This window comes from Escherichia sp. MR (assembly GCF_005280595.1).
Classification (GTDB): Bacteria; Pseudomonadota; Gammaproteobacteria; order Enterobacterales; family Enterobacteriaceae; genus Escherichia; species Escherichia ruysiae.
In genome coordinates, this window is the sequence record NZ_SZVK01000025.1 from 1 (window position 1) to 15140 (window position 15140).

A 15140-nucleotide genomic window follows, 5' to 3' on the forward strand; every position below is an offset into this window, starting at 1 on the left:
GATAGAAACAGAAGCCACTGGAGCACCTCAAAAACACCATCATACACTAAATCAGTAAGTTGGCAGCATCACCTAAATGCGCTAATTTTTTGAAAAACAGTCTGTTTTTTCGTTTTATATTGCGGATTTAAAGGACTGAGTCTGGGCAGTGTCTCGTTTAATTCCGTGCCATTTTCGGTGGCGTATTCGCGTTTTAAAGATGTGCGAATATAGCGTTTCGCCGCCTCTTCATTGAGATTTTCTTCTTTGATCAAGGCTTCTGCTTCACGTTGCTGTTCGCGTTGAGCAAACGTAAAGAATGCGTCAATGATGCTGGCTTTGTCCGGTAAATCATCCAGGTTCGTTTGCTGAATAAAATCGACCACCAGGCCCTCTTTAGCACGGTTCCCCAGGCTTGAACGAATTAAGCGTTTGACCTCTTCGATCATTTCGCTCTTACCTTTGTTTTGTCTGTTGTGCTCGAAAATCAGACCAAGGATATAATCCAGGTTTATTTCCTGAGATTTCAGCAAATCGACCTCAAAAACTACGTCATCCCAGTCAGTGGTTGATTTCTCTTTTTTCTCAGCTTCTTTCTCACGGCGCTGCCAGTCGCGAATATCGTTATAGGCAGAACGATAATCCTGAATCTTGCGATCAGCAGGGAGACGAATTGTTTGCAATTCAGCGAACTTTTCATCATCCACATAATGTTCTGCTTTGAATTTTTCTACCGCAACAGGATCGCTAAGATCGATTTTTTGCAGGGCTTTTAGCGTGGCAAATTCATCATAGTTTTGCAGGATGTTCTCGGCACGCAGGTATTCGCCAAACAGTTTAACGAAGTCTTTCTTCTCTTTTTCACTTTCAATACTGGTAGGGTCAGGGAACCGTTGTTCCAGTTCTGAAACTACTGTCATGAAGCCGCGTTTAGCTTCACCTGTAGCAGCATCAGTAAAGCCTTCCATATACTCTGTATAACTCTTTTCTAACACCACATTTTTGGTGTTTTTGTCACCAAACAGCGTTATGGCATCAATAGTTGAGCGTTCCAGATCCCGGAAAGTGACGATATTACCGAAGGTTTTAGTGGCGTCATAAATGCGGTTGGTGCGGGAAAATGCCTGCATCAGGCCGTGAAAACGTAAGTTTTTATCGACGAATAGCGTGTTCAATGTTGGAGCATCGAAGCCGGTTAAGAACATCCCCACGACAATTAGCAGATCGATATCCTGATTTTTAACCCGCTGGGCTAAATCACGATAGTAGTTCTGAAAACCGTTACTGTCGGTGCTGAAGTTAGTTTTAAAATGGCTGTTATATTCACGAATTGCAGCGTCCAGAAACTCTTTAGCACTGCTGTCCATTGCGCTGGTATCAAAAGTTTCATCGGAAATTTCACCAATGGCATTTTGTTCTTCATTGGCGGCAAAGGAGAAGATTGTCGCAATACGCAGCGGTTTATAGGTAGCCGATTTATTAGCGGCTTCTTCTTGTAACCGTTTAAACGTCGCATAATAGGCTTTCGCGGCATCCACGCTGCTCACTGCCAACATAGCATTAAAACCTTTTGAGCCAGGGAAGGTACGGTGGGTTTTCTGGCGGAAGTTGTTCAGGATATATTGCGTGATTTCCTGAATACGCATGGGATGAAGAAACGCCTGCTGATTTTCAGCCGCACTCAGTTTTTTCTCGTCAGTTTCTGTCTCTAAAGACTTAAACTGTGGCCGCACATCGTTGTAGTCCACCTTGAATTTGAGCACTTTTTCGTCACGAATCGCATCGGTAATTACATACGAATGCAATTCACGACCAAATACGCTGGCGGTTGTTTCTGAGCCTAAGGCGTTTTCCGGGAAAATAGGGGTGCCGGTAAAACCAAACTGATAATAGCGTTTGAATTTCTTCTTCAGGTTTTTCTGCGCTTCTCCAAACTGGCTGCGGTGACATTCATCAAATATAAACACCACTTGCTGATTATATACAGGCAGGTCGCTTTCTGCTTTCATCAGATTATTGAGTTTCTGAATAGTAGTGACGATAATTTTGTTATCGTCCTTATCCAGATTTCGTTTAAGGCCTGCGGTATTTTCCGAGCCGTTGACGCTGTCTGGCGAAAAACGCTGATATTCCTTCATGGTCTGGTAATCGAGGTCTTTCCTGTCGACCACAAAGAAGACTTTATCAATAAAGTCCAGCTCTGTTGCCAGACGCGCGGCTTTAAAGCTGGTCAGTGTTTTACCGGAACCAGTGGTGTGCCAGATAAAGCCACCGCTTTCGGGGTTAGACCAGTTTTTCGCTTTATAGGAGCTGTTGATTTTCCATAAGATTCGTTCGGTGGCGGCAATCTGGTACGGTCGCATCACCAGTAGTGTCTGACTACTGTCAAACACGCTGTAGTTCACCAGAACATTCAGCAGAGTATGTTTCTGGAAAAAGGTAGCGGTAAAGTCTTTGAGGTCTTTAATCAGCGTGTTGTCTGATTTCGCCCAATTCATGGTGAAGTCAAAACTGTTTTTATCGCGCTTTGTCGTGTTGGCAAAATAACGGGTATCGGTGCCGTTAGAAATGACAAACAGTTGCAGATACTTAAACAGGGAATTTTCGCTGTTAAAACTCTCTTTACTGTAACGATGTATCTGGTTGAAAGCCTCACGAATCGCCACCCCGCGTTTTTTTAGTTCGATTTGCACCAGCGGTAAACCATTAACCAGGATCGTGACGTCATAACGGTTAGCATGAGAACCCGTCTGTTCAAACTGCTGGATAATCTGCACCTTATTGCGCATGAGATTCTTTTTATCTATCAAATAGATGTTCTCAAGTCGCCCGTCGTCAAAAATAAAGTCGCAGATATAGTCGATATGGATTTTACGGGTTTTATCCAGAATACCATCGCTGGGGTTGTCCAGATACTGCTCCGTGAAGCGCCGCCACTCGCTGTCATTAAACATCACACCATTGAGGCTCTGAAGCTGTTCCCGAACATTAGACAGCATTGCCGACTGTGATTTTACGGAAATAAATTCATAACCCTGATTCCGCAGGTCCTGAATCAGTTCACGTTCCAGGTCCGATTCGCTCTGGTAGCTGTCGCTTGTTTGCTCAGCTTTGATGTACTTATCAAGGACGATAAAGTTATTGGATTCAGCAATGGTGTGTGTTTGATGAGTCATAGCGCATCCTTTGTGCCGCCTGGCAAGAGCCGGAAGGGCGTTAAGAGTGACTTCCGGCGCGTAAAAAATAGTCTATATACTGACCGGATGTTAAGGAGGCCCGGTCGGTAGCAATGGTCAATTATTTACTGACAGTTTCAGGTTTTGGGAAACTGAGCAGTAAATCACGATAGTATTCGTATTGTTTTTGACGTAACTCGATTTCACGCGGGAGACCTTCGGTGATGGAAGCTGCGATTGCATCAAACTTATCCAGAATATCCACAATACGCCCCTGTTCGTCTAAAGATTTTTGAGGGTGAGATGGGTATGGAATAGGTACTCTGACTTGTTTCAGTGCATTAGCATTAAACTGTGGTTGCCCACCACCAGATACTAATTTATTAGCCTGTTCCCAAAAAAAATCACTTTGTGCAAAGTGCCAGTAATATTTGGCATTAATAATCGTTTTATTTAGGTTCAACTTTATTAAAAAACCAGCGTATACTGCTGGATAATCTTCTTCAAAAATCATTGTTTTACCAAAGGTTGCCCCAGTTCTTGCCATGAGTAAATCATTTTTGTCTAAGGTATATTTCTCATTTTCCTCATTTAATTCAACGTACATTGGGTTTTCTTTCGATAGCTTCCCGTCTTTATTTATGTCAGTAATTCTCACGAAACGGGCATCTCCTGAATCCATGGCTTTGGCTGCATATCCATATGTAAAATCTCCAATTTCCCCCAAAGTCTTCCACTCAACCTCACCCTCTTTAAAACTCAACAACTGGTCGCGATAGTAGTTGTACTGTTTTTTACGCATGTTAAGCTCAGCGGTAAGCTCAGCGGTAAGTGCAGTAAATTTATCCAGAATCCGAACGATTTCAGACTGGATGGCAAGGGATTTTTGGGGGTTGCCTGGGCAGGGGATGGGGATAGGGAAATTCTCTAAGGTTGATAGCACGATATATGTCATTGCCGCGCTATTTGTTCTTTCCTCGAGATATTTCTTCAGGCTATGGCTAAGCACAAAATACAAAAATCTAACACTTACATTTTCGTCGAAATTTGTCAGAACATAGGTGCGCTGATAAGCCTCAAACTTGCCGATGTAATGCTTCACCTCACCAACATTCGCATTGCCTGCAATCAGCAATGCCTCTGTATCCCAGCGGAATTTATCAATTTTGCTTGTCTCTTTGGCTGTCGTGAAGAACATATACTCTCCATCATCAACAGCCGCATTCGCATTAAGCTTTCCTGTTTCAATTTTGCAAGTTTGCCCAAGTGTCTTCCACTCGACCTCAACGCCATCCAACAGCTTTTCCAAGAAGTTCACGCTACTCATGCCTCCTGCTCCTCGCCTTCAATTTCAGCGACGATGGCATCAATATCCCTGCGAAGCTGGTCAATCCTGGCGACAGTAGATTTCAGCTCGGCGTTGAGCTGAGCAATGTCCACCACTTCGCGGTTATCTTTCGCTTCCACATAGCTGCTCACCGACAGGTTATAGTCATTCGCGACAACAGTCTCAAACGTGACAGATTTCGCCAGATGAGCAACATCTTCCTTGCCGGCAAATACCTGCATAATCTGTTCGATATGAGCATCGGTCAGGATGTTGTTATTAGTCTCTTTTTTGAACAGTTCGCTGGCGTCAATAAACTGAACTTTGGTATCCGTTTTATGTTTAGACAGCACCAGAATATTGACGGCAATGGTGGTGCCAAAGAACAGGTTCGGAGCCAGTGAAATTACGGTTTCGACATAGTTATTATCGACCAGATACTGACGGATTTTCTGCTCTGCGCCGCCACGGTAAAAAATACCCGGGAAGCAGACAATCGCAGCACGACCTTTGGCCGAAAGATAGTTCAGCGCATGTAGTACAAAGGCGAAGTCAGCTTTGGATTTGGGGGCCAGGACGCCAGCCGGGGCAAAACGTTCATCGTTAATCAGCGTCGGGTCATCGCTGCCAATCCATTTCACCGAATACGGCGGGTTAGAAACGATGGCATCAAACGGTTTTTCATCTCTGAAGTGCGGCTCAGTCAGCGTATTGCCCAGCTTGATATCAAACTTGTCGTAGTTGATATTGTGCAAAAACATGTTCATACGCGCCAGGTTATAGGTCGTATGGTTGATTTCCTGACCGAAAAAGCCTTCTTCGATGATGTGGTTATCAAACTGTTTTTTCGCCTGCAACAACAGTGAGCCGGAACCCGCTGCCGGGTCGTAGATTTTGTTAACGCTGGTCTGCCCGTGCATAGCCAGTTGTGCAATCAGCCTGGAGACGTGCTGCGGTGTAAAGAACTCGCCGCCTGACTTACCAGCATTCGCCGCATAGTTAGAAATCAGGAACTCATAGGCATCGCCGAACAGGTCAATCTGATGTTCGTTGAAGTCACCAAGTTTTAACCCTTCAACCCCTTTCAGAACCGCAGCCAGGCGGGCATTTTTATCTTTAACGGTGTTACCCAGGCGGTTACTGGTGGTATCGAAATCAGCAAACAAACCTTTGATGTCAGCTTCTGAAGGATAACCGTAAGCAGAACTTTCGATAGCAACGAAGATGCTGTTTAAATCTGCATTCAGCCTGTCATTAGTATTTGCTTTCGCAGCTACGTTGCAGAAAAGCTGACTGGGGTAGATGAAGTAGCCTTTAGTTTTGATGGCATCGTCTTTAATGTCATCAGTAATTACGCTGTCATCCAGTTTCGCATAACAGATACTGTCATCACCGGCTTCAATATAACTGGAAAAATTTTCGCTGATAAAACGGTAGAAAAGTGCGCCCAGAACGTATTGCTTAAAATCCCATCCGTCAACAGAACCTCTGACATCATTGGCAATTTGCCATATCTGGCGGTGCAGTTCTGCTCGTTGTTGAATACTTGTCATTTTTAATCCATTTTCCTGGTTTGGACCTGAATCATTGAGGGCAATTCTACAGCAATCTTGTGGTTCAGGCAGCCCCGGAGTAAGTCGGTGTACATTGTGAGATACCTGGGGTATTCACGACAAGGAGGAGGAACGGAATATTGCCTTTCCTTTGCAGTGCACCAGGTGCATTCTAAATAATTTCAGACAGATATTATCTCCGTGAATCCCCCGCCACCTTTCCGGTGCGCGGGGTTTTGTCTTTTTTTACCGGGAATACATGTATGAATCCGTCTGATGCCATTGAGGCAATTGAAAAACCACTTTCTTCCCTGCCTTACTCACTTTCCCGTCACATCCTGGAACATCTGCGCAAACTCACCAGCCACGAACCCGTGATTGGCATTATGGGGAAAAGCGGGGCCGGTAAATCCTCACTCTGTAATGCACTGTTTCAGGGGGAGGTCACCCCGGTCAGTGATGTTCACGCCGGCACCCGGGAAGTGCAGCGCTTCCGTCTGAGTGGCCACGGTCACAGCATGGTTATCACTGACCTGCCCGGGGTGGGCGAGAGCCGGGACAGGGATGCAGAGTATGAAGCCCTGTACCGTGACATTCTGCCTGAACTTGACCTGGTACTGTGGCTGATTAAAGCCGATGACCGTGCCCTGTCTGTGGATGAGTATTTCTGGCGACACATCCTGCACCGGGGACATCAGCAGGTACTGTTTGTGGTGACGCAGGCCGACAAAACGGAGCCCTGCCATGAATGGGATATGGCCGGTATTCAGCCTTCTCCCGCACAGGCACAGAACATTCGCGAAAAAACGGAGGCGGTATTCCGGCTGTTCCGGCCCGTACATCCGGTTGTTGCCGTATCGGCCCGCACCGGCTGGGAACTGGATACACTGGTCAGTGCGCTCATGACAGCGCTTCCCGACCATGCCGCCAGCCCCCTGATGACCCGCCTGCAGGACGAGCTGCGCACGGAGTCTGTCCGGGGGCAGGCCCGTGAACAGTTTACCGGTGCGGTGGACCGGATATTTGACACGGCGGAGAGCGTCTGTGTTGCCTCTGTGGCTCGTACGGTTCTGCGTGCCGTCCGTGACACGGTGGTCTCTGTTGCCCGCGCTGTATGGAACTGGATTTTCTTCTGAACAGTCTGTCAGGGGAAATGCCTGATTACATTGCGTTAACCAACTGAAAACATGACGCAAACACCTCATACCCCTCCTGTTTCTCTTGCGTGACTGTCCTGCCATTAATAGAATAAAACGATCGATAAAACAGGTATCGATCGTTGCTATCGATCGTTTATAGTGGTTAATGGTCTGCGAAAAGGCAGCTGAATCTCTTCATCATGCAGAACGGAATTGCACACAACGGACTGATACTTCTCTGGCGGATGAGAGAGGGGAAGCATTTATGTCCGGGAAAAACCACTTTATCTGACCATGCTGTTTTGTACCTGCCGGTATCCACTTTTGTGGGTACCGGCTTTTTTATTCACCCTCTGTAAGGAAAAGCTGATGAAACGACATCTGAACACCAGCTACAGGCTGGTATGGAATCACATTACGGGCACCCTGGTGGTGGCCTCCGAACTGGCCCGCTCACGGGGAAAACGCGCCGGTGTGGCGGTTGCGATGTCTCTTGCTGCTGTCACATCAGTCCCGGCACTGGCTGCTGACACGGTTGTACAGGCGGGAGAAACCGTGAACGACGGAACACTGACAAATCATGACAACCAGATTGTCCTCGGTACGGCCAACGGAATGACCATCAGTACCGGTCTGGAGTATGGGCCGGATAACGAGGCCAATACCGGCGGACAATGGATACAAAATGGCGGTGTCGCCAACAACACTACTGTCACCGGTGGTGGTCTTCAGAGAGTAAATGCCGGAGGAAGCGTTTCAGACACGGTTATCAGTGCCGGAGGCGGACAGAGCCTTCAGGGGCAGGCAGTGAACACCACGCTGAACGGCGGTGAGCAGTGGGTACATGAAGGCGGGATTGCAACGGGTACCGTCATTAATGAGAAGGGCTGGCAGGCCGTCAAATCCGGCGCAGTGGCAACAGATACCGTTGTGAATACCGGCGCTGAAGGGGGACCGGATGCAGAAAATGGTGATACCGGGCAGTTTGTTCGCGGAAATGCCGTACGCACCACCATCAATAAAAATGGTCGTCAGATTGTGGCTGCTGAAGGAACGGCAAATACCACTGAGGTTTATGCCGGCGGCGACCAGACTGTACATGGTCACGCACTGGATACCACGCTGAATGGGGGGTACCAGTATGTGCACAACGGCGGTACAGCGTCTGGCACTGTTGTAAACAGTGACGGCTGGCAGATTATCAAGGAAGGTGGTCTGGCGGATTTCACCACCGTTAACCAGAAAGGCAAACTGCAGGTGAACGCCGGTGGTACAGCCACGAATGTCACCCTGAAGCAGGGCGGCGCACTGGTCACCAGTACGGCGGCAACCGTCACCGGCAGCAACCGTCTGAGCAATTTCACGGTGGAAAACGGTAAGGCTGACGGCGTTGTTCTGGAGTCCGGCGGTCGTCTGGATGTACTGGAGGGCCATTCAGCGCAGAAAACACGGGTGGATGACGGCGGTACCCTGGCAGTGTCTGCCGGTGGTAAGGCAACAGGTGTCACCATGACATCCGGTGGTGCCCTGATTGCAGACAGTGGTGCCACTGTTGAGGGGACCAATGCCAGCGGTAAGTTCAGTATTGACGGCATATCCGGTCAGGCCAGCGGCCTGCTGCTGGAAAATGGCGGCAGCTTTACGATTAATGCCGGGGGACAGGCCAGCAACACCACGGTCGGACATCGTGGAACACTGACGCTGGCTGCCGGGGGAAGTCTGAGTGGCAGAACACAGCTCAGTAAAGGTGCCAGCATGGTACTGAATGGTGATGTGGTCAGTACCGGCGATATTGTTAACGCAGGGGAGATTCACTTTGATAATCAGACGACACCGGATGTCGTGCTGAGCCGTGCTGTTGCAAAAGGCGACTCCCCGGTAACGTTCCATAAACTGACCACCAGTAACCTCACCGGTCAGGGTGGCACCATCAATATGCGTGTTCGCCTTGATGGCAGCAATGCCTCTGACCAGCTGGTGATTAATGGTGGTCAGGCAACCGGCAAAACCTGGCTTGCGTTTACAAATGTCGGAAACAGTAACCTCGGGGTGGCAACCTCCGGACAGGGTATCCGGGTTGTGGATGCACAGAATGGTGCCACCACAGAAGAAGGTGCGTTTGCCCTGAGTCGCCCTCTTCAGGCCGGTGTCTTTAACTACACCCTGAACCGTGACAGCGATGAAGACTGGTACCTGCGCAGTGAAAATGCTTATCGTGCTGAAGTCCCCCTGTATGCCTCCATGCTGACACAGGCAATGGACTATGACCGGATCCTGGCAGGCTCCCGCAGCCATCAGACCGGTGTAAGCGGTGAAAATAACAGCGTCCGTCTCAGCATTCAGGGCGGTCATCTCGGTCACGATAACAACGGCGGTATTGCCCGTGGGGCCACGCCGGAAAGCAGCGGCAGCTATGGCTTCGTCCGTCTGGAGGGTGACCTGCTGAGAACAGAGGTTGCCGGTATGTCACTGACGACAGGAGTGTATGGTGCTGCAGGCCATTCTTCCGTTGATGTTAAGGATGATGACGGCTCCCGTGCCGGCACGGTCCGGGATGATGCCGGCAGTCTGGGCGGATACCTGAATCTGGTACACACGTCCTCCGGCCTGTGGGCTGACATTGTGGCACAGGGAACACGCCACAGCATGAAAGCGTCATCGGACAATAACGACTTCCGCGCCCGGGGCTGGGGCTGGCTGGGCTCACTGGAAACTGGTCTGCCCTTCAGTATCACTGACAACCTGATGCTGGAACCACAACTGCAGTATACCTGGCAGGGACTCTCCCTGGATGACGGCCAGGATAACGCCGGTTATGTGAAGTTCGGGCATGGCAGTGCACAACATGTGCGTGCCGGTTTCCGTCTGGGCAGCCACAACGATATGAGCTTTGGTGAAGGCACCTCATCCCGTGACACCCTGCGCGACAGTGCAAAACACAGTGTGCGTGAACTGCCGGTGAACTGGTGGGTACAGCCTTCTGTTATCCGCACCTTCAGCTCCCGGGGGGACATGAGCATGGGTACAGCCGCAGCCGGCAGTAACATGACGTTCTCACCGTCCCAGAATGGCACGACACTGGACCTGCAGGCCGGACTGGAAGCCCGTGTCCGGGAAAATATCACCCTGGGCGTTCAGGCCGGTTATGCCCACAGTGTCAGCGGCAGCAGCGCTGAAGGTTATAACGGTCAGGCCACGCTGAATGTGACTTTCTGATAATCAGGTCACTCCCCTTCAGGCCCCGGTTATCATGACCGGGGCTTTTTACTTTCAGGGAGCAACAGATATGCCGGGTTGTACATCACGTTTATTGCCGAAGGCTCTTTTGCTGCCAAATGGCATCTGAATCGATCACAGTCTGGCCGGTTATTGCCCGATCCCGATGGGGGTTATTGGATGATCTCCTTCCATAAAAATACGCAGCTCGCCAGTGAAGGGCTTCTCAGACAATAAACGTCATTCATTTCGTCCATCAGGCCGCGTCTTCTCCGGGAGACGCGGCTTTTTCATTTATACCGCTAACTCATTCATAAGGAATAAATCATGCGATTAGCCAGTCGTTTTGGTTATGCGAACCAGATACGCCGTGACCGCCCCTTAACCCGTGAAGAACTGATGCAGGTCGTCCCCAGCGTATTCGGGGAAGAGAAACACACATCCAGAAGCGAGAACTATACCTGGATCCCCACCATCACCGTGCTGGAAAGCCTGCAGCGGGAAGGCTTCCAGCCATTCTTCGCCTGCCAGACCCGCGTGCGCGACCCGGGCCGCCGGGGATACACCAAACACATGCTGCGTCTGCGCCGTGACGGGGAGATAAACGGACAACATGTCCCTGAAATCATCCTGCTGAACTCCCATGACGGTACCTCCAGCTACCAGATGCTGCCGGGTTACTTCAGGTTCGTCTGCCAGAACGGATGCGTCTGTGGTCAGTCTCTGGGGGAAGTGCGTGTTCCACACCGGGGAGACGTAGTGGAGAAAGTTATCGAAGGGGCTTACGAGGTGGTGGGGGTTTTTGACCGGATTGAGGAGAAGCGTGATGCCATGCAGTCGCTGGTCCTGCCGCCACCGGCACGCCAGGCGCTGGCACAGGCGGCACTGACTTACCGTTATGGTGACGAACATCAGCCCGTCACCACTGCTGACATTCTGACACCGCGACGCCGGGAGGATTACGGTAAGGACCTGTGGAGTGCTTATCAGACCATCCAGGAGAATATGCTGAAAGGCGGGATTTCCGGTCGCAGTGCCAGAGGAAAACGTATCCATACCCGTGCCATTCACAGCATCGACACGGACATTAAGCTCAATCGCGCATTGTGGGTGATGGCAGAAACACTGCTGAAGAGTATGCGCTGATGCCTTTTCCCTGAAAGCGCAGTTCTGACTCATGTCCGTCCCTGCCCCGCGACATCTTCCATTCATTTACTTTTTATAAGGAATAATCTCATGACAACCGTTACGCATAATTCCACCACACCTTCTGTTTCCGTAACCGCTGCATCAGGGAATAACCCACCTCAGCTGGTTGCTACTCTCGTCCCTGATGAACAGCGCATCAGCTTCTGGCCGCAGCATTTTGGCCTCATTCCACAGTGGGTGACCCTGGAGCCCCGTGTCTTCGGCTGGATGGACCGTCTGTGCGAAGACTACTGTGGTGGTATCTGGAATCTGTACACCCTGAACAACGGCGGGGCATTTATGGCACCCGAACCGGATGACGATGATGACGAAACATGGGTACTGTTCAGTGCCATGAACGGTAACCGCGCTGAAATGAGCCCGGAAGCCGCCGGTATTGCTGCCTGTCTGATGACGTACAGCCATCATGCCTGTCGTACGGAGAATTATGCCATGACGGTCCATTATTACCGGTTACGGGATTACGCCCTGCAGCATCCGGAATGCAGCGCCATTATGCGCATTATCGACTGAATGGAGGCAGGGACAATGCAGCAACTTTCCTTTCTGCCCGGAGAGATGACGCCCGGCGAGCGCAGTCTCATTCTGCGGGCCCTGAAAACCCTGGACCGCCATCTTCATGAACCCGGCGTGGCCTTCACCTCCACCCGTGCGGCACGGGAATGGCTGATTCTGAACATGGCGGGACTGGAGCGGGAAGAGTTCCGGGTGCTGTATCTGAACAACCAGAATCAGCTGATTGCCGGTGAAACCCTCTTCACCGGCACCATCAACCGCACGGAAGTCCATCCCCGGGAAGTGATTAAACGTGCCCTGTACCACAATGCCGCTGCCGTGGTGCTGGCACACAACCACCCGTCCGGTGAAGTCACCCCCAGTAAGGCTGACCGGCTTATCACTGAGCGTCTGGTACAGGCGCTGGCCCTGGTGGATATCCGGGTGCCGGACCATCTGATAGTCGGTGGCAGCCAGGTTTTCTCCTTTGCGGAACACGGCCTGCTTTAACCCGTCACCGCCACAACCACATCACACCTGTTTTCACTTTTATCTTCTGTCTTCAGAGGTATCCCATTATGAAAATCATCACCCGTGGTGAAGCCATGCGTATTCACCGTCAGCATCCTGCATCCCGTCTTTTTCCGTTCTGTATCGGTAAGTACCGCTGGCACGGCAGCACTGAAGCGTATACCGGTCGTGAAGTGCAGGATATTCCCGGTGTGCTGGCCGTGTTTGCTGAACGTCGTAAGGACAGTTTTGGCCCGTATGTCCGGCTGATGAGCGTCACACTGAACTGAATCAGGGCATTCTGATGAGCAGAATTATCACCACCACCGTGTATACGCTGGATGAGCTTTCCTGCCCGGCACAGGAAAAAGCCCGCGACTGGTACCGTCAGCATCATGCTGACAGCAACTGGTATGAAAACGTGTATGAAGACTTCAGGGAGGTCTGTGGCATTTTCGGAATTGACCTCCGCCAGCGCGTTTTCCGGCTCAGCAACGGCAGGTTTATGGAAGAGCCGAGCATCTGGTTCAGCGGATTCTGCCGCCAGGGGGACGGAGCCTGTTTTGAAGGACGCTGGCACTGGCAGCCAGCGACAGTCAGAAGAATCCGGAAGTATGCCCCACAGGAGCATGAACTCCATCGTATCGCGGATGCCCTGCAGGCGGTGCAGAAACGTAACTTCTGGCAATTACAGGCTGAAATCAGTCACCGGGGACGTTACTGCCATCCGTACAGCATGGATATCACTGTTACCAGGAACAGTCCGACTGGTCAGGCTATGACAGCCGATGCGGAAGCCGCAGTCAGTGAAGCCCTGCGCGACCTGGCCTTCTGGTTGTACCGTCAACTGGAAAACGAGTACGACTGGCTGACCTCAGACGCCGCTGTGGATGAGGCCCTACTCATCAACGAATACACCTTCACCGAAGCCGGTCTGCGCGCCGGCTGACTCGTCATCGTTAAACTATCATTCACCGATTTTCTGTGAGGATTTTATCGTGTCAGACACACTCTCCGGGACAACGCATCCCGATGACAATCATGACCGTCCCTGGTGGGGACTACCCTGCACCGTGACGCCCTGTTTCGGCGCCCGTCTGGTGCAGGAGGGCAATCAGTTGCATTACCTTGCCGACCGCGCCGGTATCAGAGGCCGGTTCAGCGACGCGGATGCGTACCACCTGGACCAGGCCTTTCCGCTGCTGATGAAACAACTGGAGCTCATGCTCACCAGTGGTGAACTGAATCCCCGCCATCAGCATACCGTGACACTGTATGCGAAGGGGGTGACCTGTGAAGCCGACACCCTCGGCTCCTGTGGTTACGTTTATCTGGCTGTTTATCCGACGCCCGAAACGAAAAAGTAAACCACCGGAATAACCCTCTGCTCCGGCCTGGTGCTTTCACCACGCCACTTTTCCATTTCTCATCTCTGCATATCAGGAAAATCTTCAGTATGAAAACATTACCTGTATTACCCGGGCAGGCGGCCAGTTCTCGCCCGTCTCCTGTTGAAATCTGGCAGATACTGCTGTCCCAACTGCTGGACCAGCACTACGGCCTCACACTGAATGACACACCGTTTGCCGATGAACGTGTGATTGAGCAGCATATTGAAGCTGGCATTTCACTGTGTGATGCGGTGAACTTTCTCGTGGAAAAATACGCACTGGTGCGTACCGACCAGCCGGGATTCAGCGCCTGTACCCACTCTCAGTTAATAAACAGCATCGATATCCTCCGGGCCCGCCGGGCGACAGGCCTGATGACCCGCGACAATTACAGAACGGTAAATAACATTACCCTGGGTAAACATCCGGGGGCGAAACAATGAAACTGGCCCTGACGCTGGAAGCCGACAGCATTAACGTGCAGGCACTGAACATGGGGCGAATTGTCGCTGACGTCGATGGTGTTAATCTCACTGAACTGATTAACAAGGTCGTTGAAAACGGTTATTCACTCCGCGTGGTGGAGGAATCCGACCAACAGTCAACCTGCACACTACCACCGTTTGCAACCCTTGCCGGCATACGCTGCAGTACCGCACATATCACGGAAAAGGATAACGCCTGGCTGTACTCGCTGTCACACCAGACCAGTGACTTCGGTGAATCAGAATGGATTCATTTCACAGGTAGCGGATATCTGTTACGTACCGATGCGTGGTCATATCCGGTTCTGCGGCTTAAACGCCTGGGGTTGTCAAAAACGTTCCGTCGTCTGGTTGTCACACTCATCCAACGTTATGGCGTCAGTCTCATTCATCTGGATGCCAGCGCTGAATGTCTGCCGGACCAGCCCACTTTCGACTGGTAACCAGAAACAACATGAAATCATTAACCACGGAAACCGCACTGGATATTCTGATTGCGTGGCTACAGGACAATATCGACTGCGAATCGGGAATTATCTTTGACAACGATGAGGATAGAACGGATTCAGCAGCACTGTTGCCCTGCATCGAACAGGCCCGGAAGGATGTCCGTGCTCTTCGTCATCTGCAGCTTCTGCACCAGAACCGGTGAATATCACT

The 15140-nt window shown here is 50.8% G+C and carries 14 protein-coding genes; 11 read left to right on the plus strand and 3 right to left on the minus strand.

The annotated features are described in order from the left end of the window. Positions 1-68: 68 nt before the first annotated feature. From FC814_RS12335 to FC814_RS12345, 3 genes are all read right to left on the minus strand, one after another. A complete protein-coding gene (locus FC814_RS12335; protein WP_137326006.1) occupies positions 69-3155 on the minus strand; it encodes an HsdR family type I site-specific deoxyribonuclease in 3087 nt (1028 codons plus the stop codon). 121 nt (positions 3156-3276) lie between these two features. Then, the gene (locus tag FC814_RS12340) at positions 3277-4482 is read right to left on the minus strand and encodes a restriction endonuclease subunit S (protein ID WP_059239974.1); all 1206 of its coding nucleotides are present in this window, start codon (positions 4480-4482) and stop codon (positions 3277-3279) included. Continuing rightward, positions 4479-6035, minus strand: coding sequence for a type I restriction-modification system subunit M (locus tag FC814_RS12345; RefSeq protein ID WP_059239976.1), 1557 nt, complete (start codon positions 6033-6035; stop codon positions 4479-4481). The genes FC814_RS12340 and FC814_RS12345 overlap by 4 nt, the downstream gene beginning before the upstream one ends. A gap of 263 nt (positions 6036-6298) precedes the next feature. On the opposite strand from FC814_RS12345, the gene FC814_RS12350 reads away from it, so the two are divergent. From FC814_RS12350 to FC814_RS12405, 11 genes are all read left to right on the plus strand, one after another. After that, positions 6299-7171, plus strand: coding sequence for a GTPase family protein (locus tag FC814_RS12350; protein ID WP_001322100.1), 873 nt, complete (start codon positions 6299-6301; stop codon positions 7169-7171). 372 nt (positions 7172-7543) lie between these two features. Beyond that, positions 7544-10390 carry an Ag43/Cah family autotransporter adhesin gene (locus FC814_RS12355; RefSeq protein ID WP_137326007.1) on the plus strand — a complete coding sequence of 949 codons (2847 nt, stop codon included), beginning with the start codon at positions 7544-7546 and terminating at the stop codon, positions 10388-10390. 327 nt (positions 10391-10717) lie between these two features. Continuing rightward, entirely contained in the window at positions 10718-11536 is an 819-nt protein-coding gene (locus FC814_RS12365) for a DUF932 domain-containing protein (protein ID WP_001234702.1), read from the plus strand. Positions 11537-11626: 90 nt separating this feature from the next. After that, on the plus strand, positions 11627-12112 hold the full coding sequence (locus FC814_RS12370) for an antirestriction protein (protein WP_000214418.1): 486 nt from the start codon (positions 11627-11629) through the stop codon (positions 12110-12112). A gap of 15 nt (positions 12113-12127) precedes the next feature. After that, complete coding sequence (gene radC / locus FC814_RS12375) at positions 12128-12604, plus strand: DNA repair protein RadC (RefSeq protein WP_001186725.1); 477 nt, start codon at positions 12128-12130, stop codon at positions 12602-12604. A gap of 68 nt (positions 12605-12672) precedes the next feature. Then, on the plus strand, positions 12673-12894 hold the full coding sequence (locus tag FC814_RS12380) for a DUF987 domain-containing protein (RefSeq protein ID WP_000692334.1): 222 nt from the start codon (positions 12673-12675) through the stop codon (positions 12892-12894). Positions 12895-12908: 14 nt separating this feature from the next. Beyond that, entirely contained in the window at positions 12909-13553 is a 645-nt protein-coding gene (locus FC814_RS12385; protein ID WP_000086744.1) for a hypothetical protein, read from the plus strand. A 49-nt stretch (positions 13554-13602) separates the two neighbouring features. Then, complete coding sequence (locus tag FC814_RS12390; protein WP_001360188.1) at positions 13603-13971, plus strand: type IV toxin-antitoxin system YeeU family antitoxin; 369 nt, start codon at positions 13603-13605, stop codon at positions 13969-13971. Between the two features lie 89 nt (positions 13972-14060). Next, positions 14061-14438, plus strand: a complete 378-nt coding sequence (gene cbtA, locus FC814_RS12395) for a type IV toxin-antitoxin system cytoskeleton-binding toxin CbtA (RefSeq protein WP_000854801.1) — start codon at positions 14061-14063, stop codon at positions 14436-14438. After that, complete coding sequence (locus tag FC814_RS12400; RefSeq protein WP_109866405.1) at positions 14435-14923, plus strand: DUF5983 family protein; 489 nt, start codon at positions 14435-14437, stop codon at positions 14921-14923. The genes cbtA and FC814_RS12400 overlap by 4 nt, the downstream gene beginning before the upstream one ends. Before the next feature lie 11 nt (positions 14924-14934). Further along, positions 14935-15132, plus strand: a complete 198-nt coding sequence (locus FC814_RS12405; protein ID WP_000839269.1) for a DUF957 domain-containing protein — start codon at positions 14935-14937, stop codon at positions 15130-15132. The last annotated feature ends 8 nt before the right edge of the window (positions 15133-15140 follow it).